Annotated in this window: 12 protein-coding genes; 8 read left to right on the top strand and 4 right to left on the bottom strand. The window is 63.8% G+C overall.

The genetic code is table 11. From position 1 onward, the window contains the following. The first annotated feature begins 181 nt into the window (after window positions 1-181). Complete coding sequence (locus ABIE18_RS11330) at window positions 182-2257, top strand: HNH endonuclease signature motif containing protein (RefSeq protein WP_499722865.1); 2076 nt, start codon at window positions 182-184, stop codon at window positions 2255-2257. A 54-nt stretch (window positions 2258-2311) separates the two neighbouring features. On the opposite strand, the gene ABIE18_RS11325 is transcribed toward ABIE18_RS11330, so the two are convergent. Next, window positions 2312-3574 (bottom strand): RNA polymerase sigma factor, encoded by a 1263-nt coding sequence (locus ABIE18_RS11325; RefSeq protein ID WP_499722863.1) that lies wholly within the window; start codon window positions 3572-3574, stop codon window positions 2312-2314. A gap of 64 nt (window positions 3575-3638) precedes the next feature. Beyond that, window positions 3639-4058, bottom strand: a complete 420-nt coding sequence (locus tag ABIE18_RS11320) for a YciI family protein (protein ID WP_477513246.1) — start codon at window positions 4056-4058, stop codon at window positions 3639-3641. 185 nt (window positions 4059-4243) lie between these two features. Here ABIE18_RS11320 and ABIE18_RS11315 point away from each other — a divergent pair, with 185 nt between their 5' ends. Beyond that, window positions 4244-5332, top strand: coding sequence for a fatty acid desaturase family protein (locus tag ABIE18_RS11315; protein ID WP_499722862.1), 1089 nt, complete (start codon window positions 4244-4246; stop codon window positions 5330-5332). A 111-nt stretch (window positions 5333-5443) separates the two neighbouring features. Here ABIE18_RS11315 and ABIE18_RS11310 read toward each other — a convergent pair whose 3' ends face one another. Both ABIE18_RS11310 and ABIE18_RS11305 read right to left on the bottom strand, forming a co-directional pair. Further along, entirely contained in the window at window positions 5444-6001 is a 558-nt protein-coding gene (locus tag ABIE18_RS11310) for a hypothetical protein (protein ID WP_499722861.1), read from the bottom strand. Window positions 6002-6140: 139 nt separating this feature from the next. After that, window positions 6141-7088, bottom strand: a complete 948-nt coding sequence (locus ABIE18_RS11305; protein WP_499722860.1) for a 5'-3' exonuclease — start codon at window positions 7086-7088, stop codon at window positions 6141-6143. Between the two features lie 182 nt (window positions 7089-7270). Between ABIE18_RS11305 and ABIE18_RS11300 the strand changes: the two genes are divergently transcribed. The 6 genes from ABIE18_RS11300 (at window position 7271) to ABIE18_RS11275 (ending at window position 16598) form a co-directional block, all read left to right on the top strand. Further along, the gene (locus ABIE18_RS11300) at window positions 7271-9205 is read left to right on the top strand and encodes an FAD-binding monooxygenase (RefSeq protein WP_499722859.1); all 1935 of its coding nucleotides are present in this window, start codon (window positions 7271-7273) and stop codon (window positions 9203-9205) included. Window positions 9206-9311: 106 nt separating this feature from the next. After that, on the top strand, window positions 9312-10610 hold the full coding sequence (locus ABIE18_RS11295; RefSeq protein WP_499722857.1) for an SWIM zinc finger family protein: 1299 nt from the start codon (window positions 9312-9314) through the stop codon (window positions 10608-10610). Continuing rightward, window positions 10607-12049, top strand: coding sequence for a DUF5691 domain-containing protein (locus ABIE18_RS11290; RefSeq protein WP_499722855.1), 1443 nt, complete (start codon window positions 10607-10609; stop codon window positions 12047-12049). Before ABIE18_RS11295 ends, ABIE18_RS11290 begins: the two co-directional genes overlap by 4 nt. Next, window positions 12046-13152: an ATP-binding protein gene (locus ABIE18_RS11285; RefSeq protein WP_499722853.1), complete on the top strand. Its 1107-nt coding sequence runs from the start codon at window positions 12046-12048 to the stop codon at window positions 13150-13152. Before ABIE18_RS11290 ends, ABIE18_RS11285 begins: the two co-directional genes overlap by 4 nt. A gap of 3 nt (window positions 13153-13155) precedes the next feature. Then, window positions 13156-15405: a DUF5682 family protein gene (locus tag ABIE18_RS11280; RefSeq protein WP_499722852.1), complete on the top strand. Its 2250-nt coding sequence runs from the start codon at window positions 13156-13158 to the stop codon at window positions 15403-15405. Next, a complete protein-coding gene (locus tag ABIE18_RS11275; protein ID WP_499722851.1) occupies window positions 15402-16598 on the top strand; it encodes a VWA domain-containing protein in 1197 nt (398 codons plus the stop codon). Before ABIE18_RS11280 ends, ABIE18_RS11275 begins: the two co-directional genes overlap by 4 nt. The last annotated feature ends 43 nt before the right edge of the window (window positions 16599-16641 follow it).

Genomic DNA, 16641 nt, shown 5'->3' with positions numbered 1-16641 from the left:
TTGATCCCTGGAAACGGTTGGGAAGCTTGCGGCATCCAGGGCAGCGGCACTGGAGCCTAAAAATGTCAGCCCCTGGTGAGACTGTTTATTCATGGGAAGCATTGGGGACATTCTGGCGCGACGGGCAGCACTGTCTGGCGCCGGAGCGCGCCCCCGACACCTTCCCCTCGGAAGCCACACCATGTCTGCCCACGGCCAAGCCGGCCGTGAAAGCCCGACGGCGGCAGTCACCGATTCGGAGAACGCCAGGGCCATGGCGCTGCTTCGCGGCATTGAGCCACGGCCCTTCTCTGACCCTGCCGACGTCGAGCCTAAAGTTGGCCCTGACGTCGTTCCTGTTTCCCCGGGGCTGCGCCTTTCCCCTGTGCTTGATGGTTCCAAGGGGCTTAGCGTTTCCCACGGGCTTGACGGTGCGTTGGGACTTGAGGGGGCGCTGGCTGACAGCGCCCAGGCGTTGGAATCTTTGCGTTCCGTCACCGTGGCAGGTGCCCTGACGTTCGGCTTTGCCGAAGCCGCGCGGTTCGCCGGTCGGGTGGAGGAGATCTCCCGCACCGTGGAGTACCTGCAGGTCATCGCGGCTCACGCCGTGGAGCGGACCCGCACGCAAGCCCAGCACGCACGGCCCTCATCAGCGGCGGGCACAGGATGGCAGACAGGCTGGACCGACCCCGCAACCACGGACCCCGCAACCACCGACCCTGCGGTCCCGGTCCCGGCAGCAGCAGGAGGTCCAAACCCCGCGACGGCCACGGTTGCTGGGTCCGATGCTGCCGGTGGATCCGCTAGTGCTGTCACTGCGGCAGACGCCGCTGCGGTGGCGGACGATGGCTACCGGGACGCCGCGCAGTTCCTGCGCGCCCGCCTGCGGATCGGCATCGTCGAAGCCCGGCGCCGGCTCGCCCTGGCCTCCGAGGTCCTCCCCCGGACCGGAATCGCCGGGCAACACATCCCGGCCCGCCGTGAAATCCTCGCCCAAGCCCTCGAAACCACCCAGATACCCACCCGCTCGGCGAGCATCATCAGCGCAGCCCTGGACAAAGTACGGCACCTCACCGACGACGACACCCTCACCCGGATGGAACACGCCCTCACCCGCACCGCCGCCGGGTCCGACCCCGACTTCGTCCTGAAAATGACCAAACGCTGGAACGACCTCATCGACCAGGACGGACCCGAACCCAGCGAAGAAATCCTCCGCCAGCTCCAAGGCACCTTCATCCGCAAACCCCGCCACGGACTGCACCACCTGGAAATCTTCGCCACCACCGAACAATACGAAACACTCACCACCGCCATGAACACCGCCACCAACCCCCGACTCACCCCCGGACACGGCATTGGCACCGGGGACAACACAGCCGCCGGGACAAGCGAAGCCACCGGCGAAGGCGACGGGAACGGTGGCGGGAACGGTGGCGGGAACGAGAGCGTTGACGGGAGCGGCGGCGGGAACAAACCAGCAGGCGTGGACCTGGACCGGCGTTCCCGGGCCATGAAACTCCTCGACGGACTCGTCGGAGCCTGCGCAGTCGCCATGACCACCGGGAAACTGCCAGCCAACGGCGGACTCCGCCCCCAAGTCACCGTCACCATCAACGAACGCGACCTCTACCAACAACACACCCGCACACCCACCACCGCACGCGACACAGCCACCACCCCCGGCGGAGACACCACCCTCACCACCGGGCCTGACCCGCACCAGTCCCAGTCCCAGTCAAGCGAAGTAACCACCCCCACCACCGGGCCTGACCCGCACCAGTCCCAGTCCCAGTCAAGCGAAGTAACCACCCCCACCACCGGGCCTGACCCGCACCACCCCCGGCTCAGTTCCGGTACCGCGACCTTTGTCGGGCCAATGCACCCCAACACCATCCGCAAAATCGCCTGCGACGCGGACATCCTCCCCGTCCTGCTCGGCAGCGACTCCCGCGTCCTGGACATCGGCCGCACCACCCGGATCTTCCCACCCCACATCCGCAAAGCCATCACCGCCCGCGACGGCGGCTGCGCCTTCCCCGACTGCACCATGCCCGCCCCCTGGTGCGAAGCCCACCACATCACCTACTGGTCACACGGCGGCACCACCTCCACCGACAACGGCACCCTGCTCTGCAGCCACCACCACCACCTCATCCACAAAGAACAATGGCGGAACGACATGACCACCGGCGTGCCCTGGTTCACCCCACCACCACACATCGACCCCCACCAAACACCACGACGCAACCACCACCACACACCCCTCCGAACATAAGAGTGCCCCGGTGCAGATTGAGGGCCAGTACAGCTGAGGCCCGCGTTTGCGCGCTTACTGGCGTTGTCTGGGTTGCAAGTCCTTGATTTTTCGCTCAAGGGCCAAACGTTCCGCGCCGTTTGAGCACAGTTCAAGAGCCTGGTGAAATGCCTCGCTCGCTTCTTCATGGCGGGCAAGCCGCGACAGCAGCTCGCCCTTGACCGCCGGCAAGAGATGCGAGCCCCTGAGTTCACCACGGGCACCCAATTCGTCAACGAGGTCCAGTCCGGCGGCAGGGCCAGAGGCCATGGACACGGCGACGGCACGGTTCAGATCAATGATGGGCGACGGCGTGAGTCGCCCGAGCGCCTCGTACAGAACCACGATTCGATCCCAGCCTGTGTCCTCCACCGAGTGCGCCACAGCGTGGCATTCGGCTATGGAAGCCTGGAGACCGTAGGCGCCGAGCCCACGGCCGGAACCCACCGCCGTCGAAAGTGCTGCGCGTCCGCGCCGGATTGCTGACTGATCCCATCGACGTCGATCCTGGTCTTCCAACAGGACCGGCTGGCCATCTGCGTCGAGCCTCGCCGGGAATCGCGCGGCTGTGAGTTCCATCAGTGCCAGCAGCCCGAATGCTTCGGGTTCGGGCGCGACGCGGACCAGCACCCGGGCAAGTCGTCGTGCTTCACTGGCCAGCTCGGTGCGCATCCAGTTTTCTCCTCCGGAAGCGTAGGCCCCCTCGGTGAAGATCAGGTAGAGGACATTCAGCACCGAACCAAGCCGCTCAGGAACCTGATCGGCCTCGGGCACTGCGAACGGGATGCGGGCAGCGGCGAGAGTCTTCTTGGCCCTGGTGATGCGGGCCTGGATGGTTGGCACCGGGACCAGGAATGCCTTCGCGATCTCATCCGTGGTCATGCCGCCCACAACGCGCAGTGTCATGGCAATCCGAGCCTCCTTGGACACCACTGGGTGGCAGGAAATGAACATCAGGGCGAGGACGTCGTCATCTATGGCCTGGGGGCTGAACAGCGCATCCACACCGGCTTCTTCCTCTGTGAGATCACGTGCCAGAAGCGCGTATTTGTCGTCCAAGGCTGCCCGCCGCCGGAAAGCATCGATGGCACGACGACGACCCGCTGTGAGGAGCCATCCCACGGGCTCGGCAGGTGCGCCATTGACGGACCACGACACGAGGGCCTCTGCGAGTGCTTCCTGTGCCAGGTCCTCTGCCAGTGGAAAGTCTCCTGTATAGCGGGCAAGGGCGCCGACGATGCGGGCGGATTCGCTGCGCCACACCGCTTCGACGGCGGCCCTTGCCTCGTTGCTGCTCACGTCAGGTGCTGCTCACGTCAGGTGCTGCTCACTGCAGGTGCTCCCCAAAGCAGTGGCGCCCGGTCTAGAGCTGTCCGGTCTGCTCGCGCCAAGCCCGCTCCTTCTGGATCCATTCGTTGTCTTGGGGGAATTCGTCGATGCTGGTCACCCGTCGGATCTCGGTCTTGGTGCCCTCGGTCATCGGAGCACGCTTGGCCCACTCGATTGCTTCCTGCTTGGATGCAACATCCAGGATGTAGTAACCGGCAAACAGTTCCTTCGTTTCACCGTACGGGCCATCAGTGACCACCGGGGTGTCACCGGTGAAGTCGACCACGACGCTTTCCTTTGCATCGTCCAGTCCTTCAGCAGCCAGCAGCACTCCAGCGCGGATCAGTTCGTCGTTGAACTTGCCCATCGCTTCGAGGATTTCGTTGAAGTCGATGTTCTCGAACTTGGCGAACGATTCGTCGGTTGCCCGCATGATCAGCATGTACTTGGCCATTGCACTCAATCTCCTGTGTTGTGGAAGGTCGCCCTTCGACCTTCTCATCCATGGGTCGAACAGTGCGAGGCGAAATCGACAACCATTCAAAAGAATTTTCCAGGGCCTTCCAGAGACCCCGGGCGTATCCTGAGGGGACAGTGGGAAAGCGATGTGTTTTCCCACCGGAACTGGTTCGAGGCATCATGGCATCATCACGCTCTTCCGATGACTTTTTTCCGGAACGCGGTGCCGCCGCCCGGATGGTCAATTCTTATGCAGCCCTCCTGAAATCCGTCCGAAGTGCGGGCTTGCTGAAGCGGCGCCGGGGTTTCTACATCACAGTTTTCGTGATTCTGATGCTCGCGTGGGCCGGAACATGGAGTGGCTTTCTTCTCTTGCGGGACACATGGTTCCAGCTCCTGATCGCGGCCGGCATGGGCGTTGTCCTCACTCAATTCGCGTTTCTCGCACACGAGGCTGCCCACCGCCAGGTGTTCAAATCCAAGAGCATGAATGAATGGTCCGCACGCCTCATTGGCACAGGCTTGGTGGGAATCAGTTATGCGATGTGGGCCCAAAAGCATACTCGCCACCACAACTTCCCCAATGTCATCGATAAGGACCCTGATATCCACACGGGCGCCATCGCGTTCCATCCCGAGGCTGCGGCGTCGCGGCGCGGAGTAATGGTGCGTGTTACGCGGAAGCAGGGATGGCTGCTGTTCCCCCTGTTGTTCTTCCTCGGTGCGAGCCTGCACGTTGATTCGTTGAAGTACTTGCTACGCCAGCGAAAGGCGGATCACCGCTGGGTGGAAATCCCTGTGATATTGCTGCGTCTGCTCGTGGTGCCGGTATTGGTGTTCTCCTTTCTGCCGCTGGGCATGGCCTTCGCCTTCCTCGGCGTTCAATTGGGCGTCTTCGGCTTTTATATGGGCGCTGCATTCGCTCCCAACCACAAAGGCATGCCCATCCTGCCGGCGTCCAGCAGGACGGACTTCCTTAAGCGTCAGGTCCTCACCGCCCGGAACATCTCCGGGGGACGATTCCTTGACGCACTTATGGGCGGACTGAACCGGCAGATAGAACACCACCTCTTCCCGGACATGCCCAGGCCATACCTGCAACGTGCCTCCGGAATCGTTAAAGAATGTTGCCGGGAACTGGACATCCCTTACACAGAGACCTCACTGGCAGCCTCCTATGCAATTGTCGTCAGGTATTTGAACGACGTGGGACTCTTCGCTGGCGAACCCTTTGAGTGTCCTGTCGTGGACAGGTTCAGGCCCGGATAGGGTCGCCACTGGTGACAAGGGCGGCCACACGAAGGATCCCCCGGAACTGTCCGGGGGATCCTTCGCTGCCAAGTATCGGCGTCGTGGTTTCTTCTCTGCGGTTGCAGGGCCTTAGCGGCCGCCTCCTCCGATGACTCCGGCCTCAACCGCTTTGGTGACGGCGTCAGCTTCGGCTTGTGTGAGCTTGCCGTCCGCCACGGCCTTGTCCAGCCTGGTCTTAAGGGCAGCGGCTCGCTCCTCCTGGGCGGCAGTGCGGATTTCTTCCAAGGCGGCAGTGACCTTGGATTCATCGATGCCCAGTGCTGCGGCCAGGGACTTGGCCAAGGCTGCTTCCTGCGCTGTCCGGTCCGGCTTGGTTCCTTCGGTGCCTTGAGTTGGTGGAGTGGTGGGCTTATTCGCTTCTCTGAAGGCCTTCAATGCGTCGGTGACCTTGGTTTCGTCCACTCCCAACTTGGCGGCAAGGTCCGCTGCGAGCTGACCACGATCGGGGCCGTGGCCTCCAGGCCTTCCGTGGCCCTGCGGGGGCGTGGTGGCATCGGCTGACGACGTTGCGCTCGGCGTCGGCGTCGGCGTCGTGGTGGCTGAAGCAACGCTGGTAACACCCAGCCCCGCGCCTAGCGCCAACGCTCCGGCTGTAATGCCCAGCGTGATTCTCTTGGTCTTTGACATGGTGCCTCTCCTCAATCTGCCGCCGCCGTAACGGCTGCTGAGCCGTCCGAACGGCTGGTAACTTCCAGACGATCTGTAACACCGTCTTGTTACTACAATGAGTCGATCACCCAAGCCCACGCTGTTCTGAAGCTGTCAATCAGCTGTGAAGGTGCGGTTGGGTGTCCAAGGCCGCAAGCAATCGCTTGACTGAACCGCCCAGGTTCCACTCACTAGCCAAGCGCTCAAGCTCAGCGCGCGCCTCGCCTGTCACGGGGCGCAGCTGGGCGCCTGCCTCCTCAAGGGTGGGCACCTTCAAGTCGCGAACCACATTGACGACGGCGGGCGCCACCTTGAGGTAGCCGGCCGCTGCGGAAAGTTTGGCGCGTACGGAACTGGACAGTCCGCCGTCGGCATCCTCTGCTGCCTCCAGGAGGCCTTCAAGGGAGCCGTATTCCGCGAGCAGAGACGCGGCCGTTTTCTCGCCGATGCCGGCAACGCCCGGCAGGCCGTCGGATGAATCGCCGCGCAGCGTGGCATAGTCGGCGTACTGTTGCGGCAGCACGCGGTACTTTCCAACGACGACGACGTCGGTGACCATTTCGAGATTCTTCATGCCACGGGCGGTGTAGATGACGCGGACGTCCCGATCATCATCTACGAGTTGGAAAAGGTCCCGGTCACCCGTGACCACATCAGTGGGCAGCTGCGCCTGGCTGGCATACGTGCCCACAACATCGTCAGCTTCATGCTCATCGACGCCCACCACAGCAATGCCTGCAAGGTCCAGCACGTGGCGGATCAGCGGGATCTGCACTTCGAGAGGATCGGGAACGATTTCGACGTCGGGGCCCACCGGCACGATTTCGGCCACCCTGTGGGCCTTGTAGCTGGGGATCAGCTCAACCCGCCATTTCGGGCGCCAGTCATTGTCCCAGCAAGCGACCACGTGGGTCGCTTCATACTCCGTGGTGAGCCGGGCAATCATGTCCATCAGGCCACGGACGGCGTTGACGGGTGTGCCATCGGCGCGGCGGATGGAGTCCGGAACACCGTAGAAGGCGCGGAAATACAAGGATGCAGTGTCCAGGAGCATGAGTCGAGGCATATCTGATCCTGACACGTCCTGCCCGGAATCACCGTGAACTTGGGCCAAACCTCGTCGGCGGGCTGGGCAAAGACTTGATCCGCACTGTGAGCCGCATTACGATAATGTGAGCGATAATAGAACAAGGTGTTCAACTATAGAACATCACAAAATTTAGACCCACAAAGAAGTGAGGAAAGCCCGTGCAGTTCCACCACCACGGTTACGTATCCGGTGACCCTCGAGTCGAGCCGGCCGCCGGCGTCGGAATCAACCGCCCGGCCGAGCTTCCCGACGAAGTTGACGTTCTGATCGTGGGCACCGGCCCTGCGGGGATGCTGACGGCGGCGCAGCTGTCCCAGTTCCCGGATATCACGACGCGTATTATTGAGCGTCGCCCCGGGCGTCTGGCGATCGGTCAGGCCGATGGCATCCAGGCCCGCAGCGTTGAGACTTTCCAGGCTTTCGGGTTCGCCGAACGCATCACCGCGGAGGCCTACCGCATCACCGAAATGGCGTTCTGGAAGCCGGACCCCGCTGACCACACGCGCATCGTGCGCGCGGCCCGGGCGGTGGATGACCCCACGGGCATCAGCGAATTCCCGCACTTGATCGTGAACCAGGCACGCGTGCTGGACTACTTCGCGGAATTCATGGCCAACTCACCGACGCGCATGACGCCGGACTATGGCTACGAATTCCGCAGTCTCCAGGTCACTGGTGTTGGTGACTACCCGGTCACTGTCACCCTTGCCCACACCTCCGGACCCAACGAAGGCCAGGAGAGGGTCATTCGTGCCAAATACGTCGTCGGCGCCGATGGCGCGCGCAGCAAGGTCCGCGAGTCCATCGGGTGCCACCTCGCAGGGGATCAGGCCAACCATGCCTGGGGTGTCATGGACGTCCTGGCCGTCACGGACTTCCCGGACATCCGCACCAAATGCGCCATCCAGTCCGGTGCCGGCGGCAGTATCCTGCTGATCCCCCGCGAGGGCGGGCACCTGTTCCGCATGTATGTGGACCTGGGTGAGGTTAAGCCCGAGGATCACGGTGCCGTGCGGAAAACGACCATCGAGCAGATCATCGGCAAAGCCAACGACATCCTCCACCCCTTCACGCTGGATGTCCGCAACGTCGCCTGGCACAGCGTTTACGAGGTAGGCCACCGGCTCACGGACAGGTTTGACGACGTCCTGCCGGAGGAACGCGGCACACGCAGCCCACGGGTGTTCATCACCGGCGATGCCTGCCACACGCACAGCGCGAAGGCCGGTCAGGGCATGAACGTTTCCATGCAGGACGGTTTCAACATCGGCTGGAAACTCGGACACGTCCTGGAAGGCCGCAGCCCCGAGTCCCTGCTGGACACCTACTCCGCCGAGCGGCAGGTGGTGGCGAAGAACCTGATCGACTTCGACAAGCAATGGTCCACCCTGATGGCCAAGAAGCCCGAAGAGTTCGAAGACCCGGCAGAATTGGAGACTTTCTACACCAGCACCGCCGAGTTCCCAGCAGGCTTCATGACCCAGTACGCCCCGTCCATGCTCGTCGCCGAAGCGCAGCACCAGGAACTCGCCACGGGTTTCCCGATCGGCAAGCGCTTCAAATCCGCGCCCGTCCAACGGGTCTGCGACACCAACCCCATGCACCTGGGCCACCACGCCAAGGCCGACGGGCGCTGGCGGATCTACGTCTTCGCCGACGCCGCACCGGCAGGCGCCGAAGGCCCGGTAGCGGACTTGGCCGAGTGGATCGCGACCTCGCCTGACTCGCCGCTGGCCGCGACGCCGTCGGACGCTGACCGCGACGCCTGGTTCGACGTGAAAGTGATCTACCAGCAGGACCACACCAACGTCGACATCAACGCCGTCCCTTCGGCGTTCAAACCCACCGTTGGACCGTTCAAGCTGACCTACCTCGAGAAGGTCTTCGGCACCGACCCCAACGCGGACATCTTCGAACTGCGCGGCCTCAGCCGGAACGGCGTAGTGGTGATCGTCCGCCCGGACCAGTACGTGGCCAACGTCCTGGCCCTGACCGCGACCGCCGAACTCGGTGAGTTCTTCGCCACAGTGCATTCCGGGCAGCGGGAAAAGTCGATCACCACAGACGCCGATCTGGTCATCCACCAGGCGTAAGGGTAGATGCAGCTGCCGGGAGCGGAACCAGGCTCCCGGCAGCAAGTTCGCCCCGCCGCCACGACGCTCTCCCAAAGCGTCGCAGGTGTCAGGCAGAATATCCCTCATGGGGCGTTGGAGCGAAGAGAGAGTCATCAACGCCGCCCCCGACGCATCGTCTTTGGCAGCGGCGCGGAAACTGGCACATCCCGGCCCGTGGTCGGACGCGGGGAGCAACGACGTCCTGGTTTGGGGCAAATGCCAAGGCAGCGGAAAAACGCCCTATCAAGTAAGCGTGGACATCGTCGCCCCTGCCTACCGATGCTCATGTCCCAGCCGAAAATTTCCCTGCAAACACGCCCTTGCACTGCTTCTTCTCTGGGCCCGGGGCGAGGCAGCCGAGGCTTCGACCGAGACGGCGGACTTCGCGCAGGAATGGGCAGGGCAGCGCGCAGAACGTGCCACCGCCAAGGATCGTCGGCAGTCAGGGGCGGCATCGGATCCCGAAGCGCAGGCCAAGCGGCTCGCTGAGCGCCAAGCACTCATGGATGCGGGAATCGCAGACTTCGCCCGCTGGCTGACCGACTTGATCCGGACCGGGCTTGCCGCCGCCCGCAACCAGCCCTACCCCTGGTGGGACGGTGTGGCGGCCCGATTGGTCGATTCCCAGTTGCCAGGCCTTGCCGAACAAGTGCGGACCATGGCTTCGGAGGTCCACGGCAGGACCGACTGGGCGGACCATCTGTTGCTCCATGCAGGCCGCTGGTGGGCGCTGACCAAAGCCTGGGCCGCACGGGACACGTTGTCCGCCGAGGAATTTGCAGATGTCAAAGCGGCCGTCGGTTGGGCCACCGCATCAGCCGAGGTCAAGGATACCGAGGCATTGCCGGGCCCATGGCTGGTACTGGGAGCCCATCGAAGCGACGACGGTCGGCTCCAACAGCAGCGGACCTGGCTCCGGGGTCCCGATGGCACGGTGGTGGTCATCCTGGATTTTGCCGGGCAGGGCCAAGGGCTCGCGACGCCTCAACTCGCTGGCGCCCTGTTGGGGGTCACGGTTGCCCGCTACCCCGGATCGGCGCCGCAGCGTGCCATGTTCACCAGTCCCGTTGAATCCCAGGGACTGGCCACCAGCCTCGGTCCTGGCTGCACCATCGCCCAGGCCCTCGGGCAGCAGTCAGCCGCTGTTGCCCGCTCACCGTGGCGCGACCGGCAGCCTGTGCTGTTGGCCCGTGTCACCATCCTGTCTGAAGACTACGGTTGGCTTGTGGAGGAGAACGGCAATGCACTTCCCTTGATGGATGCTCCCCTCGATTCGCTGCTGGCCCTCACAGGCGGCTGTCCGGTAGATGTTTTCGGCGAACTCGAGGATGGCCGCGTGCGGCCGCTGACCGTCGTCGTCGATGATGCGGTGGTGACTCCATGACGTGGTTGGACGAGCTACGAACTGCTGCGCTGGTAGGCACAGGGCGGCATGCCGCGCCGTCTCCGCCGGTTGATCTGGGCGTGCCCCCTCCTGAAGGCTTGTCCCGTGAGGAAGAGGTGCTGGACCAGGCTGCCATGGCGGATGTCGTCATCCGCGCGTCCCGCACGCCCGCCCAGGCGCCTGCCGCTACTCGGCCGCTGCCGGCGCCGCTTGATCCAGAGCCGCAGGCCGCCGGTGAAGCTGCCCGGCTGCTGGAACTCCTCCTCACCCAACCGCCCGTCGGACTGGAGTTGAGGAACCAACTGGTAGTGGACTGGCTGCTGTTGGCAGAAGAATCACGACGCCGGGTCCCGCACCGCCTGCTTCCGGCGCTGTTCGCGTTGGCCGAGACTAAAGCAGCTGTCTTCAGGCGCTTGGAGCCAGCCATCGGAACCCGCGGCCGCTGGCTTCTAAGTCTCTCAAAAACATCGGTTCCGCAGCCGGCCGATGCGTCCTCAGAGCTCAGAAGCGAACTCGCTGCGGCGGAACTCGAACGTCTCCGAAAGAGTGACCCTGCGGCTGCACGCGAGAGGCTGGCGACACAGTGGGATGCCCTCAGCGCTCGGGAACGCGCACATCATCTGTCCCTGTTGGCCACGAACCTGGGCAGCGACGACGAAGAGCTGTTGGAACGCGCCTTGGACGACAAAGCGAAGAGTGTGCGCGAGGTAGCAATCGGATTGTTGGACCGACTCCCTGGCAGTCTCCGTGCCGGGCGCATGGCTGCCCGGCTGCTTCCCCTGCTGCACTTGAAGGGGCTGTTGAACAAGCGGATCGATATCGACCTTCCCCCGGATCCGGATGAGCAAGCTTTACGCGACGGGATCCCGTCCAACCAACGCGGTGGTGAACCCGACAGACTGGCGCGATTGGACACCATCATCAGGGGTGCACCGCTGGAGGTGTGGACGTCTGTGTCCGGCCGCAGCCCGGCCGCGACTGTGGAAGTCCTGGAACCCGAGCCCCGGGCCCTCGAGGGCCTGATCACAGCTGCGGTGAGCCGGAAAGACCTTGAGTGGATCCGCGCGCTCCTGACCGTCCGGACCGACGTGCGGCTGCTGGGTTGCCTGTCCCCCGGTGAGCGTGAGCGGTGGCTTGAACGGTACATCCGCGATGGCATTGGCCAGCCCCTGACCCTGGTTCCGCTGTTGCGGGATCTGCCCCAGCCGTGGGGGTTGGGGTTGGCTGATGCGCTGCTCGGGCTGATTGCCGGGAAGAACGGTGGCCCCTTGTCAGCCATGCTGGCGCAGGTACTGCCAACCGCGCTGCCGCCGGAGGCCGCCGAACAGTGCAGACGCCTTCTGGAGCGTTCAGACGAGGACGCTGCCCGGCGTCGGGTGCTCCGCGACGCTGTTCAATACCAAGCATTCCGACAATCCCTCACGGAGGCCTTCCAATGACAGCTGCCCCAAACGGAACCGATGTTCTCCGTGCCCACGCCGAAAATGCCTACGCCGATGAACTCAGTGTGTTGGCGGCGGTTGACGACCGGCCCCGGCCACCCAGTTGGAGGCTCTCTCCATGGGCGGTCACCACCTACATCCTGGGCGGCACCCTACCCAATGGCGCCGTGATCACGCCGAAATACCTGGGCCAGGAGCGCTTGGTGGAAATCGCTGTAGCTTCCCTTGCTACGGATCGGGCCCTGCTGCTGTTGGGTGTGCCGGGAACTGCGAAGACATGGCTTGGCGAGCACTTGGCCGCGGCTATTTCGGGCGCATCCACGCTGGTGGTCCAGGGCACGGCGGGAACACCTGAAGAAGCATTGCGGTACGGGTGGAACTACGCACGGCTGCTCGCCGAAGGTCCCTCACGGGCGGCCATGGTTCCGGGACCCGTGATGCGTGCAATGGAGGCCGGAAGCCTGGTGCGGGTGGAAGAATTAACGCGCATCCCTTCCGATGTCCAGGATTCCCTCATCACGATCCTCAGCGAGAAAACCCTGCCCATTCCGGAACTCAACGAGGAAGTGCAGGCCCGCAAAGGATTCAACGTGATCGCTACTGCGAACAACCGCGACAAAGGCGTCAACGAACTCTCCTCTGCACTCCGCCGCCGATTCAATACGGTGGTCTTGCCGCTTCCGGACACCATCGATCAGGAGGTGGAGATCGTGACAACACGTGTGCGAAGCCTGGGCGAGGCGCTGGAGCTTCCGGCGGACTTGGCGGCCCTCTCCGAAATCCGCAGGGTGGTCACCATCATGCGGGAACTGCGCGCGGGGGTTACCCAGGATCAGCGCACCACCATCAAATCCCCGTCAGCCACTCTTTCCACAGCCGAGGCCATTTCCGTGATGACCAATGGGCTGTCCCTCGCAGCCCACTTCGGCGACGGAACCGTCCGGGCCGACGACGTCGCGGCGAGCTTGGTGGGTGCGGTGATTAAGGACCCCGTGCAGGACCGGGTGATTTGGCAGGAGTACCTGGAGACAGTGGTGCGTAATCGACCGGAGTGGAAGGACCTCTACCGGGCTTGCCGTGACCTTGAGTCGACGAACTAGGCGATGACTGACGTTCACATCCTGGGGATCCGGCACCACGGACCCGGCTCGGCGCACTCGGTGGCCGAGGCTTTGGCTACCCTGCGCCCCGATCTGGTGCTCGTTGAGGGCCCGCCTGAGCTCGATCAGGTCATTGCGCTCATCACCGATCCAGGGATGGTTCCTCCCGTTGCTGGCCTGATCTACGCAGTGGACGAGCCGCGTCTGGCTTCTTTTTATCCCATGGCCAGCTTCTCTCCTGAATGGGTAGCCATCCGCTGGGCGCTGTCCACGGGGACCCCCGTGCAGGCCATCGATCTGCCAGCGGCAAACACGTTCGGAATCAAGGTAGCTGCCGAAGCCGCTGAATCGATTTCCACCCCGTCTGATCAGCCGTACCGCCCGGACGCAATCGGTATCCTGGCAGAAGCTGCCGGGTACAGCGATGCCGAACGCTGGTGGGAGGACGCCGTGGAGCACCGGAGCTCAAGCCCCGTGGAGCGCTTCGAGGCCTTGATCGATGCCATTGCCGAAATCCGGGCACTGGACGACCGATCCCCCGATCATCCGGACGTCGTGGAGAACCACCGCCGGGAAGCGGCAATGCGGCGCATCCTGAGGGCGGCCACTCGTGAAGGACATGAGAGTATCGCTGTGGTTTGCGGTGCCTACCATGCACCAGCACTGGTGCCCGCTGGCTTTCCCTCCGTTTCTGCGGATAACAAAGTACTCGCTGGCTTGCCCAAGGCCAAGGTGGCCGCCACGTGGGTTCCATGGACCTCGGACCGGCTCAGCCTGCGCAGCGGATACGGTGCCGGTGTTACGGCACCGGGCTGGTATCAGCATTTGTTCGCGCACTGGATGGCCCAGGATCCGGGCATTGATGTGTCTACTACGTGGCTGGTTCGGGTTGCCCGGGCTTTGCGCAAGGAAAACCTGGACGCCTCGACCGCTTCAGTGGTGGAAGCGAGCCGGATGGCAAATGCCCTCGCCGCCATCCGCGGGAGGCCAAGCCCCGGATTGCCCGAATTGGATGACGCTGCCCAGTCCGTACTTTGCGATGGCTCTCCCCTGCCGTTGGCCTTGATTCATCGCGAACTGACTGTTGGGCGGGATTTGGGCAGCGTGCCCGACTCCGTGCCCACGCTTCCACTGGCGGCCGACCTCGCCGCTACCCAACGCACCTTGAGGATGAGGGCCAGCGCCATGGAAGAGGTTATGGTCCTGGACCTGCGCAAACCCAACCAGCTGGCGCGGTCCGTACTGCTCCATCGCCTGGCACTGCTGGGAGTTGACTGGGGCGTGCCCGCTGACAGTGGCCGGACCACAGGCACGTTCAAGGAAGCGTGGACCCTTCTCTGGAAGCCTGAGCTCGCCTTATCCTTGGTGGAAGCCAGCCGCTACGGCACAACAGTTGCCTCCGCCGCGGCGGCGTTTGTGACGGAAGAAGCCCAGGCCGCCGATAGCCTTCCTGTCCTCAGCGAACTGCTGGCAAACTGTCTGCTCGCGGACCTCCCGGACGGTATTGCCGGCGTCGTGGCTGCCCTTGCCGAGCGAACCGCGCTGCAGCAGGACGTTCCGCCACTCCTGGAAACCATAGCCCCTCTTGCCCGCACATGCCGGTACGGAAACGTGCGCGGAGTGGACGTGAGCGATGTCCGAAAGATCCTGGAAGCCACTGTTGTGCGCGCCTGCGTGGGTCTGCCCACAGCATGCGCAGGTTTGGACGACGACGCTGCCACCCTCATGCGCCAGGCGATCAATTCAGCCCAGGACGGGCTGTCCTTGCTACCGGACTTGCCATTGGACGATTGGCATGCGGCGCTGGCTGCAGCAGCACACTCGGACCGGATCCACGGCTCCGTGGCCGGCCGCGCTCTTCGGCTCCTGCTGGACGCCGGCCTTGTGGACGCAGACGACGTTGCGGCCAAGCTAAGCCGCCGTTTGTCTGTCGCCGCCCCGGCTCCCGAGGCCGCTGCGTGGCTGGATGGACTTCTGTCCGGCGATGCCACACTCCTGGTCCATGATCGCCGCCTCCTTCAGATTGTGGATGAGTGGGTGGATGGCGTCCAGGATGAGGTTTTCGAGGACGTGCTGCCGCTCCTGCGCAGGACGTTCTCGGCCTTCAGCCGCCCCGAGCGGCGCGAGATCGGTGAGCAGCTGAGCCGTGCGGCCGCGCGGGACACCACAGCAGGTACAAGAGTTGACTTGGCTGTTGCAGGTCCGGCCGTCAGAACGATGGCCAGAATCCTCGGATGGGAGGAGAACGCATGACAGACGCCAACTCCGAGGAGGGCCGGGGACGCGACCGGTTGGGCCGCTGGCGTCTGGTGCTGGGCGGCAACGAGGCAGACGGCATGTCAAAAGCTGACGGCGAGCGCGTCCAGCTCTCGGCCGATGATGCACGGCGCGACCAGGCTCTTGAGGAGCTATATGGAGAGGGATCTGCTCGCCGCGGTGGGCTCGGGGCGTCGAGTCCACGCGTGGCACGGTGGCTTGGAGATATCCGCGGATACTTTCCCTCTTCCGTGGTCCAGGTGATGCAGGCTGACGCCATGGACCGGCTGGGGCTGAGGCAATTGCTCCTTGAACCCGAAATGTTGCGCACCGTCCAAGCGGATATCGGCCTGGTCAGCACGCTGGTGGGCCTGGGCAGGGTCATCCCCGAGCAGTCGCGCGAGACAGCAAGGTCTGTGGTTCGCCAGGTGACGAAGGATCTTGAGGACCGTTTGCGCGCCAAGACCATCCAGGCTGTCTCCGGGGCGCTGAACCGGTCCGCCCGGATCAGGCGTCCACGGCACAGGGATATTGACTGGAACCGGACCATTGCGGCCAACCTTAAGCATTACCAGCCCGAGTACAGGACCGTTGTGCCCGAACAACTCCATGGCCACGCCCGGCGCAGCACGGAGATCCAGCGGGAGATCATCTTGTGCATCGACCAATCAGGATCCATGGCGGAATCCGTGGTGTACTCAAGCGTCTTCGCTGCAGTGCTGAGTTCACTGCGGTCCGTGAGCACCCGTTTGGTGGTCTTCGATACCGAAGTGGTCGATCTGACCGAGGACCTGGATGATCCCGTGGATGTGCTGTTTGGGGTGCAACTCGGGGGTGGTACCGACATCAACCGTGCCCTCGCCTATTGCCAGGACCAGATCGCCAAGCCGACCGAGACCATCCTGGTGCTGATCAGTGACCTCTACGAAGGTGGGATAGCTGAGGAGATGCTGCGCCGTGCCGCTTCGATCGTTGGGGCGGGAACCACCATGATCGCCCTGTTGGCCCTGAGCGACAGTGGTCATCCTTCCTTTGACTCCAGCCATGCCGCAGCCCTGGCCGGCATTGGTGTGCCTGCTTTTGCCTGCACGCCGGACCTGTTTCCGGACATGATGGCGGCGGCCATCGAGCGCCGGGACGTCAGCGAGTGGGCAGCGTCCCAGGATATTCCAACCGCACATGAAATATAGAAAACCGGGACGCAGCAAACTCTTCCCGCTGGCCCTGGTCCCG

Origin of the sequence: Arthrobacter sp. 2762 (assembly GCF_040548745.1) — a bacterium.
In the GTDB taxonomy this organism is placed as follows: Bacteria; Actinomycetota; Actinomycetes; order Actinomycetales; family Micrococcaceae; genus Arthrobacter.
Note: the sequence above shows the minus strand (reverse complement) of the source record. Positions and strands in the feature narration are given on the sequence as shown.